The sequence below is a fragment of the Lysinibacillus sp. NPDC097868 genome (assembly GCF_044761135.1).
Taxonomy (GTDB): Bacteria; Bacillota; Bacilli; order Bacillales_A; family Planococcaceae; genus Lysinibacillus.
The window spans coordinates 256374-274822 of record NZ_JBIWBS010000003.1; the positions used below are offsets into that span (position 1 = coordinate 256374).

At 37.1% G+C, this 18449-nt stretch carries 17 protein-coding genes and 1 riboswitch; of the genes, 9 read left to right on the forward strand and 8 right to left on the reverse strand.

What is annotated here, in order from left to right; genetic code table 11:
• Positions 1-29: 29 nt before the first annotated feature.
• Positions 30-143: riboswitch (SAM riboswitch) on the reverse strand.
• Positions 144-299: 156 nt separating this feature from the next.
• Together ACIQXJ_RS18015 and ACIQXJ_RS18020 are read left to right on the forward strand one after the other, a co-directional pair.
• Complete coding sequence (locus ACIQXJ_RS18015; protein WP_403055944.1) at positions 300-941, forward strand: glycerol-3-phosphate acyltransferase; 642 nt, start codon at positions 300-302, stop codon at positions 939-941.
• Positions 942-976: 35 nt separating this feature from the next.
• On the forward strand, positions 977-1120 hold the full coding sequence (locus ACIQXJ_RS18020; RefSeq protein WP_403080881.1) for a hypothetical protein: 144 nt from the start codon (positions 977-979) through the stop codon (positions 1118-1120).
• 35 nt (positions 1121-1155) lie between these two features.
• Here ACIQXJ_RS18020 and scpC read toward each other — a convergent pair whose 3' ends face one another.
• Positions 1156-2676: a succinyl-CoA:acetate CoA-transferase ScpC gene (gene scpC, locus ACIQXJ_RS18025; protein WP_403055939.1), complete on the reverse strand. Its 1521-nt coding sequence runs from the start codon at positions 2674-2676 to the stop codon at positions 1156-1158.
• A gap of 315 nt (positions 2677-2991) precedes the next feature.
• Between scpC and chrR the strand changes: the two genes are divergently transcribed.
• Together chrR and ACIQXJ_RS18035 are read left to right on the forward strand one after the other, a co-directional pair.
• Entirely contained in the window at positions 2992-3723 is a 732-nt protein-coding gene (gene chrR, locus ACIQXJ_RS18030) for a class II chromate reductase ChrR (RefSeq protein WP_403055936.1), read from the forward strand.
• A 202-nt stretch (positions 3724-3925) separates the two neighbouring features.
• Positions 3926-4351, forward strand: a complete 426-nt coding sequence (locus tag ACIQXJ_RS18035) for a hypothetical protein (RefSeq protein WP_403055933.1) — start codon at positions 3926-3928, stop codon at positions 4349-4351.
• A gap of 47 nt (positions 4352-4398) precedes the next feature.
• Here ACIQXJ_RS18035 and ACIQXJ_RS18040 read toward each other — a convergent pair whose 3' ends face one another.
• Entirely contained in the window at positions 4399-6078 is a 1680-nt protein-coding gene (locus ACIQXJ_RS18040; RefSeq protein ID WP_403055930.1) for a hypothetical protein, read from the reverse strand.
• 192 nt (positions 6079-6270) lie between these two features.
• Here ACIQXJ_RS18040 and ACIQXJ_RS18045 point away from each other — a divergent pair, with 192 nt between their 5' ends.
• From ACIQXJ_RS18045 to ACIQXJ_RS18055, 3 genes are all read left to right on the forward strand, one after another.
• Positions 6271-6921 carry a lysoplasmalogenase gene (locus ACIQXJ_RS18045; RefSeq protein ID WP_403055928.1) on the forward strand — a complete coding sequence of 217 codons (651 nt, stop codon included), beginning with the start codon at positions 6271-6273 and terminating at the stop codon, positions 6919-6921.
• A gap of 70 nt (positions 6922-6991) precedes the next feature.
• Positions 6992-8221, forward strand: a complete 1230-nt coding sequence (pepT, locus tag ACIQXJ_RS18050; RefSeq protein WP_403055925.1) for a peptidase T — start codon at positions 6992-6994, stop codon at positions 8219-8221.
• Positions 8222-8652: 431 nt separating this feature from the next.
• Positions 8653-9627 (forward strand): DMT family transporter, encoded by a 975-nt coding sequence (locus tag ACIQXJ_RS18055; protein ID WP_403055922.1) that lies wholly within the window; start codon positions 8653-8655, stop codon positions 9625-9627.
• A gap of 265 nt (positions 9628-9892) precedes the next feature.
• Here the strand turns inward: ACIQXJ_RS18055 and ACIQXJ_RS18060 are convergent, their stop codons facing one another.
• On the reverse strand, positions 9893-10324 hold the full coding sequence (locus tag ACIQXJ_RS18060; RefSeq protein ID WP_403055919.1) for a DUF4395 domain-containing protein: 432 nt from the start codon (positions 10322-10324) through the stop codon (positions 9893-9895).
• Between the two features lie 117 nt (positions 10325-10441).
• Between ACIQXJ_RS18060 and ACIQXJ_RS18065 the strand changes: the two genes are divergently transcribed.
• Positions 10442-11152, forward strand: a complete 711-nt coding sequence (locus ACIQXJ_RS18065) for a Fe-S oxidoreductase (RefSeq protein ID WP_401011263.1) — start codon at positions 10442-10444, stop codon at positions 11150-11152.
• An 86-nt stretch (positions 11153-11238) separates the two neighbouring features.
• On the opposite strand, the gene ACIQXJ_RS18070 is transcribed toward ACIQXJ_RS18065, so the two are convergent.
• The gene (locus ACIQXJ_RS18070; protein ID WP_403055916.1) at positions 11239-11919 is read right to left on the reverse strand and encodes a GNAT family N-acetyltransferase; all 681 of its coding nucleotides are present in this window, start codon (positions 11917-11919) and stop codon (positions 11239-11241) included.
• A 12-nt stretch (positions 11920-11931) separates the two neighbouring features.
• Positions 11932-13044 carry a mandelate racemase/muconate lactonizing enzyme family protein gene (locus ACIQXJ_RS18075; protein ID WP_403055913.1) on the reverse strand — a complete coding sequence of 371 codons (1113 nt, stop codon included), beginning with the start codon at positions 13042-13044 and terminating at the stop codon, positions 11932-11934.
• Between the two features lie 78 nt (positions 13045-13122).
• Here ACIQXJ_RS18075 and ACIQXJ_RS18080 point away from each other — a divergent pair, with 78 nt between their 5' ends.
• Positions 13123-14367 carry a hypothetical protein gene (locus ACIQXJ_RS18080; protein ID WP_403055910.1) on the forward strand — a complete coding sequence of 415 codons (1245 nt, stop codon included), beginning with the start codon at positions 13123-13125 and terminating at the stop codon, positions 14365-14367.
• Between the two features lie 189 nt (positions 14368-14556).
• Here ACIQXJ_RS18080 and nhaC read toward each other — a convergent pair whose 3' ends face one another.
• From nhaC to ACIQXJ_RS18095, 3 genes are all read right to left on the reverse strand, one after another.
• On the reverse strand, positions 14557-16005 hold the full coding sequence (gene nhaC / locus ACIQXJ_RS18085; RefSeq protein WP_403055907.1) for a Na+/H+ antiporter NhaC: 1449 nt from the start codon (positions 16003-16005) through the stop codon (positions 14557-14559).
• A gap of 277 nt (positions 16006-16282) precedes the next feature.
• Positions 16283-17398: an amidohydrolase gene (locus ACIQXJ_RS18090; RefSeq protein ID WP_403055904.1), complete on the reverse strand. Its 1116-nt coding sequence runs from the start codon at positions 17396-17398 to the stop codon at positions 16283-16285.
• A gap of 245 nt (positions 17399-17643) precedes the next feature.
• Positions 17644-17787, reverse strand: coding sequence for a hypothetical protein (locus ACIQXJ_RS18095; RefSeq protein WP_401011087.1), 144 nt, complete (start codon positions 17785-17787; stop codon positions 17644-17646).
• Positions 17788-18449 lie beyond the last annotated feature (662 nt).

Consider the following 18449-nt stretch of genomic DNA (forward strand, 5'->3'; position numbering starts at 1 on the left):
GAAGAGGGTTGCGGTTGCAAGTTTTCCTCCCCTTATCTGCCAGATCCAAGTAAGAATCTGTAGGAATTAGCACCTTAGCAAGTTCGTCACTCACTGGTTGCCGGGCATCATAGGGCCTATCCCTCCGCCGCTCTTGATAAGAGTATGTGATTCAATTTCCATCGTTGTTACACAGTATAAACATAGACTTTTTTTCTGTCAACAGTAAAATTTATTTTTTTCTGAAACTTCTGTCTGCTAATTTACGTAATAAGAGCACATACACTATATAAAAAATAAAAATGAAAGGAGCATTTTTTATGGAAAAAGCTATGATTTTTTTTATTATTATTGTTATTGGTTATTTAATCGGCTGTATTCACGGATCTAAAGTGGCACAATTTCTATCGGGTGTAGATTTAAAAAAGACTGGTCATGGCAATGCTGGTGCCTCAAATGCAACGCTTTCTCTTGGTTGGAAATACGGCATATTAGTGGCACTGATTGATATTGGTAAAGGCGTCGGTGCTATTCTCTGTGCCATCTACTACTTTTCTTCTAATGCGTCACAATTCACTGAAATACAAACGTGGCTCTTAATCTATACAATGGCTGCTAGTGTTATTTTAGGGCATAACTTCCCATTCCATATGGGCTTCAAAGGTGGCAAAGGTACTGCCTCCATTATTGGGATTTTACTTGCTGTCGATTGGAAAATTGCTTTATGTGCACTTATATTATTTGTGATTTTATCTTTAGCTACAAACTATTTAATCGTCGGTGTGTTAGAATTTTATATTGTATTTTGTACAGCAACTTATTTATGGATACCCGGAATTGGCCCAACGATCATTTCCATTCTACTTTTATGCATAGCGTTCATCTTGCATATCGAAAATATTAAAAGGCTATTCCATGGAACAGAACCGAAAGTAACATCTGCCTTTAAAAAATCAGCATAAAACAAGAGGATGAGACATAACTTCGAGGACACTAGTTGGTGGTAGCGAGGGCGGTGACTCCTGCGGAAACAGCACAAATGTCAGACGCAACTGACAGCGCGACAGCGACGGTTGTGGCTTACGGTGTGCCGTGGAATGCATCCGCAAACGGGACATCAACGCATAGCAAAAAGTGTTAGATTGATGGCAGTCAATCTAACACTTTTTAAATATATTATTTTGCAAATGATGGATCTAGCATTGTACCGTTCTTAGCTAAATTCACATGCCAAGAAAGTGCTTTTTCTAAATCATGCGGTGTATGGTGACCACCTGTTGCTTCATTTGCGTCATTGAAGTACGCCCATAATTGCTCCTTATAATCTGGATGCGCACAGTTTTCAATGATTAGACCGACACGCTCTTTAGGTGCTAGACCTCGTAAGTCTGCAACGCCCTGCTCCGTTACGATAACATCCACATCATGTTCAGTATGGTCTACATGCGAAACCATTGGAACAATACTAGAAATTTTCCCACCTTTTGCATACGATTTTGTCACGAAAATACCTAATCGTGCATTACGAGCAAAATCTCCAGAACCTCCAATACCATTCATCATCTTTGTACCCGAAACATGAGTTGAATTTACATTCCCGTAAATATCTAATTCAAGCGCTGTATTTACAGAGATCAAGCCGAGTCGACGGATAATTTCTGGGTGATTAGAAATTTCCTGTGGTCGTAATACTAATTTATCTGCATATTTTTCAAAATTTCCGTAAACTTGGTTTCCTACTTTTTCAGATAGGGTAATAGAAGTAGCAGATGCAAAGCTTACTTTTCCAGCATCCATTAATTCAAATACAGCATCCTGTAGTACTTCCGAATAAACTTCTAAATTTTCAAACTCGGAATCTTTGAAACCTAATAATACAGCATTTGCCACTGAACCTACACCTGATTGTAGTGGGCGTAAACTCGTCGTTAAACGACCTACTTTAATTTCTTCTCTTAAGAAATTCAGTAGATGATTTGCCATAATATCTGTTTCTTCATCAGCCGGAACAATCATTGATGGCGCATCTAAAATATCTGAAATAACAATGCCTTTTACTTTGTCTAAATTTAGTGGAATGCCAATTGTACCAAGACGATCTGACACATTTAGCATTGGAATTGGATCACGTTTACCTTGTGGTCCTGGAACAAAAATATCATGCACACCTTCTAATGCATCAAGCTGTGCTACGTTTAGCTCGATGATAACTTGGTCTGCTTCTTGTACGAAAATCGGAGAGTTACCAACTGAAGTTGTAGGAATTAATAAGCCATCTTCTGTAATAGCAGCAGCTTCAATAATAGCAAAGTCAATCGGGCCAATAATGCCCTGACGTACTAATTCAGCATTGTGTGATAAATGGGCATCAACATAAGTGACTTCTCCACTATTAATCATGTTTCGAATGCCTGCATCTCCTTGGAAAGGTCCACGCTTGCGAATAACACCAGCTTCTGCTAAGTATTGGTCAACTTCAGGTCCAAGTGATGCACCTGTATATACATCTACCTTGAAGCTTTCTGTTTTTGCTTTCTCAACAAGTGCAAGCGGTACCACTTTTACGTCACCTGCACGTGTAAATCCACTCATACCAAGTACCATGCCGTCCTTAATCCAAGATGCTGCTTCTTCTGCTGATACGACTTTGTTTCGTAATTGTTCATTACGAAGCTTTTTTGCTAACTTTTCATCCATTCCTTATTCCTCCATCCCACATTTATTTACTTCAACTAGATTATTTGTCCTTCACATCCACATCGGTACACCCAACCAATGTAAAAAAACAGGAGATAAATAACCTGTCGCCATACATAATTTTACACTATTCAGAACATTTAAGCTATATCTAACAAAATATTTTACTTTACGAGCGAATTAACATTAGACTTAATTATTCGAAAATAGTTTCACCTTAATAGTTCACCCTTTTTTATATTGGATTTGATTCGATTTTAGCCAAAAATCGTGATATGCTCTTGGTATATTAATTGGGAAAAGGGGACTTTATAGATGGTTAAAGAATTATTACGTAACCACTCTTCGGTTCGTATCTATGATGGGAATCCTATATCTAAAGAAATCGTTGAGGATTTAATTGCTACTGCACAGATGGCAGCAACTTCTCACTTTGTACAAGCATATAGCGTAATTTGGGTAACAGACGAGGAGAAAAAAGAAAAGCTAGGTTTGCTGTCAGGAAATCCACGTCAATACGAAACTTCTGGTGGTGCTTTTGTATTTTGTGTAGACTTTAAACGACTACAAATGGCAGGGAAATTAGAAGGCGTTGATATTGTCGCAGATTCGGCTGAGAACGTTCTTGTTGGCGTAGCAGATGTATCATTATTTGCGCAAAACTTTGTGATTGCAGCTGAATCTATGGGATACGGTATTTGTTATATAGGCGGTGTACGTAATAAGCCTGAAGAAATTAGTGATTTATTTAATTTACCGGATTATGTATTCCCATTGTTCGGTTTAACAATTGGCGTTCCTGCTCGACGCAATGAGGTTAAGCCTCGTTTACCAGTAGCTGCTATCCTTCATGAAAATGCATACAATACAGAAAAATATGAGGAACTGTTACCTGCTTACAATGAAACAATGGAGGCATATTACAATAGTCGTTCCTCAAATCGTAAAATTGATAATTGGACAAAGCAAATGGCTGACTTTTTAGTTGAACAGCGTCGTCCACACATTAATAGCTTTCTAGCACAAAAAGGATTTAATTGGAAATAACATTCCTTAAGTGGGGTTACTATCGTCTGATAATAACTCCACTTTTTTCATATTTTTAACGTTTTTTTAATGCTAACCTAGTATTTTTGACTTGATTGATATGTTAAATTCAGGTACAAATTAAACGAAAAGACTCTTTCCTTTTCCAACATTTCCATTAATATTAATAGAAGGACCCTATCTCGAAAGGAGTTTTGTAAAAATGTCCTTTGTTAATAAGCATCTTGCCCGTACCCTAGAACAACAACATAAGAGAAGCGTAAGAGGTTTATTTTTAAAAATCCAAGACTTAAATAACGAATGCTTACTTTTAAGAAAGCGACTTGAACAACATATCGACCTCAATCAATACAAAGAAGCTATTGCATATGTCGATCAATTCGTTTCCTATACAACCATTTTAAACTTAAAATTTGTGACAAATACACAGAACCTAGAAGTGGTTGTGCTGCATGCACTTCTATTGGAGCATATTATAGCAAACGAAACAGCACATTCTTTGGAGTACGAAAATAATTTGTTGCAAGGCTATATTCAAGAGATTTTCGCATTAAACGATCACGCCGCAACACTCTTTTCTAATCATAAAGAAAAGCTACTACGTTACATCGAGAATCAGACTACATAAAAAAGACGATCAAGACAACAAAATTCATTGTGCTGATCGTCTTTTGTTTATTGTAAGCCTTTAATTATTAGCGAGCGTACTGGTAAAAATTGCTCTCCTGTATCACCATAAGTTAGTATTACTTCGTCACCTTCTTGTAAATAAATTGCAAGAGGCTCCGTTTCTGCACTTACTAAATAGTTTTCACCATTATTCAGTAAAAACGATACGAGGGTAAAGTCACCGAGGCGTTCCTTATAAACGCGTAGTACTGTTCCACTTGCGTTTTTCTCTTCTGCATTTGAACTACCATCAACCGTACTTCCACCACGGCTAAGTGCTGTTTTATATAATTTCAACGCTTCTTTCGGTGTTGTGGCATAGGCTGAAATTTCAGGATTTGCTGCGGACACGATGAAATAATTTTGTAAGAAGCCATTAGCATCTAACACTGCTGTTAACCAACTTGCCTCACCATAAAAGTTATACAATACAGGCATTTCTCCTGCCCACTTTTTCTCAATAAATTTCTTTTCAATGATTTGCAAATTCCCTTGTGAATCCATATACGATTCATCTTGATTTCCTGTGTAATATGTCGCTTCCCCAGTTCGAGCATTCGTTAATGAGTAGCCAAGCATTGAATCCACGCCCTCTTTTGGACTTGTGAAATCAGTGAAATAATACATATCGCCTGCCTCATCGAATATCGGGCTGACATTTGATTCCGTGCCTTCATCTGAAGGTAACTTGACATCTTTCTTACCAAACATACTATTCCAGTAACCATGAACGTATTTTCCATAATAGCTATTTTGTAAACTTACTGTCTCTGGTGAAACGGCACCATCAATAAATGCCGGAACATCATCTAATTTTACAAGCTCAGATTTGCCTGTTAATGCATCTACAAGTACAATGCCCTGTACATCAAAGCCATTTCGTGCAGAAATAAATTCCCCATATGAACGGATATAGTATGGTTTACCGTCATCATCAATTTCTAGCTGAACATCTCCATAGAAAATAAGGAATGGATGTTGCAAGCGCATATGACGCTCTAAATTAGCATTTAAAAACGCAGAAGGAACGTATTTCATTTCCTGCGGGATAAATTTAGGATTGTCAGCTGAGTCCGTAGCACTCATCGTAAAATAACCTGGTGTCGTCTTACCATTCATCCATTTAAAGAAACCAGAAAATTCAACTGGAGCGATATAAACATACTCACCATTTACTTTCTGAATTTGTAAACGTCCTAGCTCGTAATAACTTGTATTCGGTACTTGCCCAAATGCTTTTTTCATTTTATTTCGGACGAATTTAGGTGGGACACTCGCTGGTGTTTGCGTTTCATCAAACGGCTTAATCTCAACCTCTTCTTTCATTTCCGCTGATTTGAATTTATCGTTAGCATTCCACAGTGGTGCGGACAATACATAGACCCCCACAACTAAGCTTGCTAAAAATAAAACACCTTTAATCTTTCTTTCAATACCACTTGCAAGAAATGCACCACATAAAGTTAGTAGTATAATTACTGGCCAAAAGACAAGCCAGTTAACATCAATTTTTGTAACATACAGCATAATACCCGACGCTATAAATCCTATAACAAAAACACCAATGAAAAAGTAACCAACTACTTTTTTCGATTCTCCATCTTCACGCTTCTTCGTTATTAGCGGTGTTAATAGTACACTCGCAATTAATGCAATGACTACAGAAGCTATCAATAGCTTAGTCATACCGTTCACCCTCTCCTCACTTACTGTCTACTTATTTACGGTTACATATTGAAAAAGTTTCAAACATAAGTTGAATTGGATACCTCTGCCCTTCCCCTTAATAGAAGAACATTGCGAGGTAAAAAGAGCTTATACTTGAAAAAGGAAATTTAAACAACGATAGAGAATTTCAATGTAAAGGAGCTGAAAAACTTGGCAAGAAAAATTTTGTTAACGTTCATCATACTATTTGGTCTTTATTATATTTTTTTCTTTTCACATATTGACCAAAGTTTGAAACTAATATTCAAAGTCATTCCTATGATTTTGATTATAATCATGGCTGCAACCCAAAAAGCACAATCAATTAAAAAATATCAACTGTTAATAGTTATTGGGCTACTATTTTGTATGGTAGGTGACTACACATTACAATGGTTTCTTATTGGTCTTACAAGCTTCTTAATTGGCCATATTTTTTATATTTTTGCCTTTTCAAGTACAAATGAACAGCCAGTACCCACTTGGGCAAAGGTTGTATTACTGCTATATGGTGTATTAATGGCGGGCTGGATTGCCACTACTGTCTTTAAATCTGGTGAAACTATACTTACTTTTGCAGTTTTAGCGTATATTTCAATCATTTTAACAATGGGCTGGACTGCCATTCGCACTGGTTCTGCTTTCGCTATCATTGGCGCAATATTATTTATCGCATCGGATTCCTATTTAGCGATTAATAAATTTGTCATGCCATTACCTTTTTCACATGAAGTTATTATGATGACTTATTATAGTGCTCAAATACTTATAGCATTGAGCATTCTTCAATATTCCGAAATCCGAAGTAAAGTGGTACAATGAAAGTGCCTGGCACTCAAACAATTCTGAATTGTTTGAGTGCCAGACACCTACAAAGGAGGCCGTATATTCTATGAAAGAACAAGTAATCGAGCGATTAATTCGCTACGCAAAAATCGATACACAATCAGACTTCACAAGTGAAACAACTCCTTCCACTCAAAAGCAATTTGACTTATTGCATGTATTGAAGGATGAACTTTCCACAATCGGCTTAACAGACATTACATTAGATGACAATGGCTATTTATTTGCAACACTTGAAGCAAATACAGATAAAGAAGTACCGACTATCGGCTTTTTAGCGCATGTGGATACAGCAACAGACTACACTGGTACAAATGTTAATCCGCAACGTATTGACAATTATGATGGCGGTGACATTCAATTAAACAAAAATTTAGCCATGTCTCCAACTGAATTCCCTGAACTAAAAAATTACATTGGGCAAACACTAATTACAACAGATGGTACGACACTTTTAGGTGCGGACGATAAAGCGGGCATTGCTGAAATTATGACTGCTATGGAATATTTAATAAATAATCCTTCAATTAAGCACGGTAAATTACGTGTAGCGTTCACTCCAGATGAGGAAATCGGCCGTGGACCGCATAAATTTGATGTCGCTGCATTCGGAGCTGATTATGCATATACAATGGATGGCGGACCACTAGGTGAACTACAGTACGAAAGCTTTAATGCTGCAGGTGTTAAAGTCATCACAAAAGGAACAAGCGTACACCCAGGTTCGGCAAAAAATAAAATGGTCAACTCTATCACAATGGCGATTGCTTTCCAAAACGAAATGCCTACAGATGCAGTACCTGAAAAAACAGAAGGCTATGAAGGTTTTATCCATTTAATGGGCTTTAAAGGCGCAATTGAACATACTGAGCTTTCTTATATTGTACGTGACCATGATCGTCAAAAATTTGAGGCGAAAAAGCAATTAATGCGTGATGCTGCTGCCAAAATACAAGCTCAGTTTGGTAAGGATGCACTAACAATTTCTATCGAGGATCAATACTATAACATGGGTGAAAAAATTGAACCTGTAAAAGAAATTGTTGACATTGCACGTCAAGCAATGGAAAAATTAGATATTACACCGAATACATTACCGATTCGTGGTGGTACTGATGGCTCTCAACTTTCTTATATGGGCTTACCAACGCCAAATGTTTTTGCAGGTGGCGAGAACATGCATGGTAAATACGAATATGTATCTGCCGAAACAATGGAAAAAGCTACACAAGTTATTATTGAAATCGTGCAATTATTTGAACAACAAGGCAAATAAGTCATTTTTAAATTCGAGCGATAAGAAACAATTTAAAGCGAGGACGCTCTAAAAAGTCTTCAAGATACTAAAATCCGCTTCGCTCCTGATGGGTAAGGTACGACTAGTAAAGCTACTAGGCCCGTGCATTTGCTTTTTCTTAGGAGTCAACGCGGATTTTTACTTTAATAATCAATTATGTCTTGGCATAATAGCGTCCACAATTTTTATAGCCGGCTCGAAAAGCACCTCAAAAAATCTGCTACATATGCTGAGGCCTTTAATTGTAGGTGAATCTTCACCGTAAACAGCCCATATATGGCTTTCATTCACCTTTTACGGAATTAGCGGACTCTGCTGAATCAAGTTAAAGATTGCTCATTATGTCGATGTTGATTTCTCAATAATAATAACTGAATTTTCAAATTACATAAAAGTTAGGATGATGGATTTTGAAAGAAATTGCATTAGGCATTTTAGCTTCACTTTTTTTTGCTGTGACATTTATTTTAAATCATGCGATGGAAATGCAAGGAGGCAGTTGGCTATGGAGTGCATCACTACGTTATTTCTTCATGTTGCCATTTTTATTAGCCATCGTCTTTTATCGAAAAGGCTTTTCGCAACTAACGAATGAAATGAAAAGTAGACCTGTAGCTTGGCTACTATGGAGCTTCGTTGGCTTCGTGCTATTTTATGCACCAATTACATTTGCTGCGGCATTCGGTCCGGGTTGGCTCGTTTCTGGAACATGGCAATTTACAATTGTTGCTGGTGTTCTTCTCGCTCCCCTCTTTGTAACAGTAATTGCTGGAAAAACAGTACGTCAAAAAATCCCGTTAATTTCGTTGCTTATTTCATGTGTTATTTTAGCAGGAATTTTACTTATTCAAGTACCACAGGCACAATCTGTTCCAACAAAAAATCTTTTATTAGGGATTTTACCTGTTGTAGTTGCTGCATTTGCCTACCCACTCGGAAATCGCAAAATGATGGAGGTATGCGGGGGACGTGTTGATACATTCCAGCGAGTGCTTGGAATGACAGTTGCTTCAATGCCTGCATGGATTGTGATGGCCATTTATGCCATTGTAACAGTTGGACTACCTTCATTAAGTCAAGTACTACAATCTCTACTAGTTGGGATTAGCTCAGGTGTAATTGCAACCATTCTATTTTTCATCGCAACTGATCGCGTTCGTGAACATCAAGGCAAACTAGCCGCTGTTGAGGCAACTCAATCAACTGAAATCCTATTTGTCATTATTGGTGAAGCGTTATTACTTGGAATTGCGTTTCCAGAGCCAATTGCACTTGCTGGACTTGGTATTATTATTGTTGGTATGTTGTTGCATAGCTACTATACGATGGTGCTTGGAAAAAAAAGCATTCCCCAACAATCTACCCCTTCTGAGCAGTCAACTTAACAAAGGCTGTTGAACTTATTTACAAATAAAAAAGGACGGCTCATTCCGTATGAATAAGCCGTCTAGAGATTTTACGTTCCCAAAAAATGAGGGGGGTTTTAGGAGCGCTTTATGAACTAGCAAACTTCTGGAGAAAAGTAGCTAAAGTTCATCCTCTCTACACTTGTTTTGCAGAGAAGGAATAATCTTTACAATGATAATGATAATCATTATCAATTAAATTGTCAACTATTATCTTTAAATTATCTTAAAACTTTTTTAATGATTATAATGCTTTCTTAAGTTTCCGTCTATATTGCCGTTGCTTTAGCTGAAAATGCAAAAAGCAACCGATACAAAACCCAGCAATTGCCACTGATGAAGCGATTGCTACCATCGTTGTAAACACATACCCTACTACTTGCCAATTAAACAAAAAGGCGACAAGACCACCAGCTAAACATATGGTTGCAATACTTGAATTAAACTTTTGTTGCTGTGCGTCCTCTGGTATATACGCAGTAGGAGCTTTTTTCAAAAACAGCTTTCCAAATCGGATAATTGGATTATAATTACATAATACACCAAGTAAATTTGCTACTAAAGGAATCGCTAATATCCATTCAAATCCTGTTAGCCATGTCAGTATAACACTTAACAGTATAGTCCACTGATTGAGTCGTACGAGCGGCCGTGGAATTGCATGTGGCAATGACATCTAAAAACCTACCTTTCAGATATGTTTAATGTATTTTACTATATTGCATACCATTTGTGAAGTAAAAATGAATAACTTATAATTGAAGTTAATGATTGAAAAGAAAAGGTGATGACAATGCCCGCTTTAACGATGGATCAAGTCAGACAACTGAATTCCTACAGTATTTATACAACGGAGCCAAAACGAACGTTATTTACATTGGCTGATATACATAAAGACTTTTACCATCCTGATTTTTTAAATCTAATGATGGGCATTACAGATGCTGCAACAGAAACAGCAGCCATTTCCCACTTTGCACGTCGCTATGGTATGTTTTTCGCCATGCAGCTTTATATGCTCGCTGCATACGATGAAGTATGGGATGGAAAACCAATTGAAATTCGCTTTGATGCAGCTAAGGAATTTAATAGTTTTACTGTCGCAATGTTCGTTAATCCTAACGATTGGCGATATGTGGATGAAGAGGAGCGACAATCGGTCATTGAAAAAATTTTATATGACGGGCATGTTATCGTTCAGCAACTGCGCAAAGTAACATCGATTTCACCCTTAACGATTTGGGAAAATTTCTTTGGCTACCTCCTTTGGCATTATCATATACTGTTGTCTAACCCCGGCTTGGCAGATCAAGCAATGGATGATATTGAAATTTTAGAGAACCCAAAAACATGGGCTCGCTTTTCACAAAAATCGTGGTGGGCGGAATATACTGGCGGTCAGAGCCCTACAAATTTAGTTAACGTTCCTGTCCGAAAATCTTGCTGCTTTTCAAAGGATATTCCCGGCCTACTTGCTTGTGGATTTTGTCCACTTAAGAAATAACAAAAAGCCTTACTCTCACATTTGCGTGAAAAAGTAAGGCCTTCTTTTTATTTAAATATCTCTATATTTGTTAGTTAGCATTACGTTTATTTTTCATAGACAACGAACCAATCATTTTGTTCTTCATACATTGCAGTTCCCGTATAGCCCTCCTTCAAAAATTGCTGCTGTAAGGCAGTATCTCTCATCAAAACAGCTCTTTTTTCAGTATATACAGATTGCTCCTGTTGTAGATTCTTATAAAAGATATAGCGTAATTTATCAACATACTTAATCTTCAAGCCCTTTATCACGAGCCCTTGAGAAAACTTATCTTTTAAGCTTGGTATATTATAAGGTTTAACCGTAGAGCAAACATAGTCATAGCAATCTAAATCAATTTCATTCATCACAATAGTCGCTAACGTTTTTTGTAGCCCGTAGCCACGATAATGTGGTGAAACATTTGATATCTCTTGATATAACACGCGATGGAATTGATCCTCAGCAATGCCGCAATCATATCCAAGATGCTCGTCATCAATAGGTGGATTCAATAATGCCCGAAAACCGATTAACGCATTATTAACGTATGCCCCGATCATCAAACCATTTCCCTGTAAAATGTATTCGAATTCTTCTGTAGTTAATGGCTGTAAAATACTTTGATCCGGTAATGTTTCATATACCTCTTGCTGTAATTGCTGTATTGCTGGTAAATGCAACAGCTGTAATTTAGTAACATAAAAAGGTGTTTCTCCGAGTATTCCTTCATAAATTCTTTCCATGTCGAAGCCCCCTTAAGCTGTTACTGTTGTTGAAAATTTGCATAGTTCCTTAAGTATTTCTTCATCTACATCTACACCTAAACCAGGCTTTTCTGTTAAGCAAATGAACGGAACATCATAGTGTAAATTGCCGATGTCCTTTGAGAATTTTAATGGACCTGTTAATTCTACACTTGTCATAATTTTTTTAGAAAATGCTACATGGAAGCCAGCTGCAGAACCTACAGAAGACTCAACCATTGAACCAATTTGACATTCAATACCTGCCATTTCTGCCATTACCGCTAATTTCATAGCAGGGTAAATCCCACCGCATTTCATTAATTTAATATTCACTTTGTCTGCAGCACGCTTCAAAATGATTTCACGCATTTCACGTACTCCACGAAGTCCCTCATCAATCATTAATGATACATCGGATTTCGATTTAATTTCTACCATTCCATCTATATCTTCACTATCAACAGGCTGTTCCAACCAATCGATATTTAAATCCTTTAGTGCACGTAACCCTTGTAATGTTGTAGAAGCATTTCCCCATCCTTGGTTTACATCAACACGTATCGCAATATCCTCACCTACACGCTCACGTACTGCTTTTATGCGTGCAACATCACGTCTAACTTCAGTTCCCACCTTCATTTTAAATGATTGATAGCCCATTTCCACGCGTTTAGCTGCCTCATTTGCCATTTCTTCAGGCGTTCCGATACTCAACACATGGGTAATCGGGAATTTCTCATGATAGCGACCGCCAAGTAGCTGATAAACTGGGACCTGTAATGCTTTACCAGCAATATCAAAACATGCGATATCAATTGCTGCTTTAGCAGCAGGGACATCTTTTACGATGTGATTCATTTTATCGTGAAGCTTCTCAAAAGCCATAGGGTCTTCTCCAATAATTGCAGGTACAAGTTGCTGTTTTAATATTGCATACGTACTTTCCCACGACTCACCTGTAACATGTTCATCAGGTACTGCTTCTCCATATCCTACAATGCCTGTATCAGTTGTTATTTTCAAAATGATAGAAGGCATTGTATCATATGTAGCATAGCTAATAATAAAAGGATCAATAAGTGGTAATTGAATTGCAAAAATTTCTACTTGTTGGATTTTCATTTTATATCATACTCCTATATAATTTATAGTTGTCGTTAATACGTCGCTAATTTTTCAAAAAATAATAGAAAAGGACAGATGCCTTTGTCTACTAAAATAGCCATTATATGTTCGAAAGCTTTTAAGAATCGTATACTTAGTATCGCACAAAACATAGAGAATATTCAATTAGAATTTTATCTTTACAATCAGCCTTCTGATGCACCGTCTTTGTTAAAACAAATTAAGCCATGTGATGCACTATTGTTTGGAGGAACATTGCCGTATTTACATGCGCAAACATCTTTAGCGACATTACCGATTCCATGGAATTATTTAAAACAAGATGAGATGACAATTTCTACGACTTTATTATCTCTTATAGCGAACCAGGCAATTCCTTTACAAAGGCTTTCTATCGATGTCATGCACCCTACATTCGTTGATAACGTTCTAACGGAGATAGAATATACCGGTACAAAACCATATGTTCATTCTATTTCAATTACAGAAACGGCTGACGATGTTTTACAAAAGCATATCACTCTATGGGAGTCCAAACAAATTGACTTTATCGTTACAAGCATTCATACAGTATTTGATGAATTGCAGCTACGAAACATTCCGGCTATGCGAATGCTAGATGCAACAAGTTCCATTATACAATGTCTAGAAGAAACGAAATCACAATCTCTTCTTACTAAATCCGAATCTGCAAAGGCAGCCATTGGATTTTTAGATATTCCTGAAACTAGTCATTGCGCGGATATTTTACAGCAAATAACTGCAACAACACATTCAACCTATAAGCAAATTAGCCCTAACTATTTTGAGCTTTATACAACAGCTGGACATTTACAAAATGCACTGGAAAAAGAAAATTTGCAGCATTTTATACAACGAATTGAAGTTCCCTTTAGGCTTGCTTTTGGCTATGGACATTCGATTTTTGAAGCAGCCGAAAATGCTACACATGCATTAAAATTTGCCAAACCTTTTGAAATTTATATTTTGGATGAACATAAAAATTTATCTGGTCCATTCCCAAAATCAGCGAGTAAACTCTCTTTAAAAACAAAAGATCCGTTTGTTTTACAAATGGCTAAACAGACAAGCTTAAGCCCTCTCAACATATCTAAAATTATTCAATTTAGCAAAGAACGACAGGCATCACAATTTACAGCACAAAATCTTTCAGAATACTTACAAGTTACACGCCGTACTACTGAACGTATAATCAAAAAATTAGTAGACCATGGCTATGTTAAAGTTGTTGGCGAAGAAATGCCCCACCAACAAGGACGACCACGCACTATTTACGAATTGGACTTTGCAACCTATTGATATACAAGGACAAGCCCCCACATAGCGCTTTTCATTGGCGAGCGAAAAATCTCATCGAACGGCATCAACCATGCTTAGAGTGTCTCTTCACTTTCCAACAGCAATCTATGTGATGGGGCTTGTCTTGTTTTACTTTAATAAGCTCTATCCTTCCGAGCAATTTCTCTATTTAAGCAAGACTTATTTTTATTAGTCTGCTACAACCATATTATTCATCTCTTGTTCTTGCGCTTCTTTTTTACGTTGCTTTGCCTCTTCAATCTCTTCTGGTGTCATCTTTACAATAGCAAACCCAACATAACCATAGATTATTGAAATAATTGGCACAGCAAAGTTAAGAATGGCATAAGGTGCATATTCCATTGCACTTACACCTAATGTCGCTAAAATAAATACGCCACAAGTGTTCCAAGGGAAGAATACAGATGTTAATGTTCCACCATCTTCTAGAGCACGCGATAAATTTTTTGAATGCAAGCCTCGCTTTTGATATACGTCAGCAAACATTCGTGAAGGTACAACAATTGATATGTACTGCTCAGAACATGTCGCATTTGTCGTAATACATGCAGCAATTGTTGAAGCAATAAGGCTACCCGTAGATTTAGCAAACTTAACGACAACATCCATAAGTGCCTTTAACATGCCTGAATATTCTAAAACCCCACCAAATGTCATGGCAACGATTGTCATTGAAACCGTATACATCATTGAATCTAAACCGCCACGATTAAAGAGCTCGTCCACCATTTCATTTCCTGTAGAAATCGCAAACCCTTCTTGTAAGGCATGGACAGCCATAGTTGGTGAGCCACCTTGTACAAAAATTTGTAATAAGAAGCCTGAAATAATACCAATAACTAATGCTGGGATTGCTGGAACTTTTTTTGCCACCATCACAATAACGCCAACTGGGACAAGTAATAACCAAGGAGAAATCACAAAACTTTTTTCCATAACATCAAGCGTTGTCATAATTTTTTCTGAATCCATTGATACATCAGCGAAACGTCTTCCCATAAAGCCAAATGTGACAAGTGTAATGATTAATGCCGGAATAGTTGTATAAAGCATATGTTTTATGTGATCAAACAAGTCAGTGTTAGTTAGACCTGCTGCTAGATTTGTAGTATCAGATAAAGGTGACATTTTATCACCAAAATAAGAACCTGAAATAACTGCTCCTGCAATCATTGGTGCGGGAATACCCATGCTTAAACCGATCCCCATACCAGCGACACCGATAGTTGCCATTGTTGACCATGAGCTTCCAATTGCTAGCGAAACGATTGAACATAATAGTAAAATCGTTACTAAAAACCAAGCTGGAGAAATTAATTTTAATCCGTAGAAAATCATTGTGGCAACGACTCCTCCACCAATCCATGCTCCTATTGTCAAACCAACTAATATGATAATGACAATGGCCGGAAGAGCTAGGCGGATACCTTTATACATCATTTCCTCAATTTCCATCCACTTAAAGCCATGCATTTTGGCAACAATCGCTGCTACAATTGTTCCAACTATCAATGGCACGTGAGGACTCTGCTCTAACATAACTACTGTAACAAGCATCGTAGTAATCATTATTGCGAAAGTTAGGAGTGCCCAACTCGCACTAATTTCCTTTTTCATTGTCCCATCCCCTTTTTTTGCACCCAATTACAAATTATTATTTCACAAGCGCAAATATATTTTTACGATTTTTAGCTTAATATTCAAAAAATAGAAAGTCAACGCAAAAATTTTATGCTTCTATAGCAATTATGACTGTTAAAGGGAAAAAAAACGCTTCCAAATAGCTTTTACAAACCATTCAAAACAGCGTATCTTTATGCATTTCTGCTGTGCTTAGATACTAAAAAAGGTTCTACCCAAAGTAAACAGTTGGATAGAACCTTTTCAAAATATTCTACTTATTTTCAGGCTTTTTTTCTAATACACACGCAAGAACTTTCGATGCATCTATTAATGCACTTCGTTCAAAAGTCATCTTTGGGTGATGTAACCCAGGGCCTAAATCAGCACCAATTCCAATCATCGTTGCCTTTAGCTCTGGTTTTTTTACTGTATAAAAATGAAAATCATCGCTACCCGGAGTTGTAATTTCCTCAGCTAAAAATTGCTCGCCAAGTGATTCCACTATAGCATTTTTAGCCATACGAGCAGCTATAGGTGAAACTTCTGCACCAGGTGTGAAATCGACCCATTTCCATTTTAGTTCAATTTCAAACTGCTGCTGAATTGATTTCAAACCTGCTTCAATACGGTTTCGAAGCAACTCAAGCTGATCATTATGCTGTGCCCGAATATCCATTGCAAAACTAGCAGTACCTGGGATAATATTCGTGCTACCACCATCTGCAATAATCTTTGTTAATTTTGCAGAGTGTGGCTCGAACGGTGACAAATGGATGCTATTTAACATTAGCTGAATAGCCATAATAACATCTATCGCATTTTTCCCCTGGTGTGGTCTTGCACCATGTGCATCCGTACCATGAATAGTCCCATCTAAAAAATAGGCAGCACCATGATGTATGGCAGGTGAAACCTTTCCTAAAGGAAGCTCTTCGATAGGTCTCAAATGGACACCAAATAAATGTGAAACACCATCTACAGCACCACGATCAAATGCGGCACAAGCACCATTTCCTACTTCCTCAGCAGGTTGGAAAATAAATCGTACACGATGTTGTAGCGGTCGATCTTTTAGTAACAATAATGCTCCTAGAACCATTGTAATATTGGCATCATGACCACATGAATGGTTTGCCTGCCATTTCCCATCTACCTCTTGCCAGAGTGCATCAATATCTGCACGTACTGCAACAATCTCATCGCCTGTACCAATTTCTGCAATTAGCCCTGGTACATCGCCTAACAAACGGTAAGAAACATTTAAATCATCTAATATAGATGCAATTTTCTTTGTTGTCTCATACTCCTTCCAGCTTACTTCTGGATAATTATGAAAATGTTCAAACCATTGATACATTGTTTCTTCTAACATTGCTGCACTTGTCATAACTACACCTCGATATACCTTTTTTTCTCCCCCATTATACATGAAAGCTTTTTAGAAAAGTATATATGAAATTAGTACTATATTTATTTAACTATCATATAACTTAATATTAAGAAAATGTTTAAAACCTTCTTCCTATTTTATGTAAACTTTATACAAATTGTGTCTGTACATTTTATATACATAACAAAAGGCTATGCTAAAAGATATTGTTCCACTTTTAGCACAGCCTTTTGAAAAATGATTTATAAACTTGTAAAAAACCCCTCTGGATATTCTTCATAATGTATTTGAATTGGTTGCTCCTCAATATTTTGGTCAGTAATTTGTAATTCCGACTCCTGGTCCATCAAATATGTTTCAAATTTCGAGTTAAAAATGTGCTCCATTTCATTACCTCCTTTATTAATAGAATTTTCTGATAAAAGAATTATATACTAGCTTTTTATTAAAAATCAACAAATAATACTCATTATGCATAATAAATATTAATTTCATCTCATTTTGAGATAATAAAACCTTAAATTTATTGCAATTTCACGTAAATATGATGCCTTTTTCTTTTTTGAAATCTAAAATTAGATAGAGGAAATGGAAAAAGTGTTAGATTGACTGTAATCAATCTAACACTTTTTCGCCATGTCTTGATGTCCGCTATGGCGCGTGCTTTCCGCGGGCACATCGTAAGCCACAACCGTCGCTGTCGCGCCGTCTGTTGTGGCTTTCGTTTTGTGCTGTTCCCGCAGGAGTCACTCGCCTTCGCTACCATCATTCACTTCTAATTTTTTATTTACTGCAAAAGATTGAACCACTAAGGTTTCATTTTTATTTCATAGCGGAAAAATGCCATTAATCCAACACTTTTTCGCCACGTCTTGATGTCCGCTATGGCGCGTGCTTTCCGCGGGCACATCGTAAGCCACAACCGTCGCTGTCGCGCCGCCTGTTGTGGCTTACGTTTTGTGCTGTTCCCGCAGGAGTCACTCGCCTTCGCTACCATCATTCACTTCTAATTTTTTATTTACTGCAAAAGATTGAACCACTAAGGTTT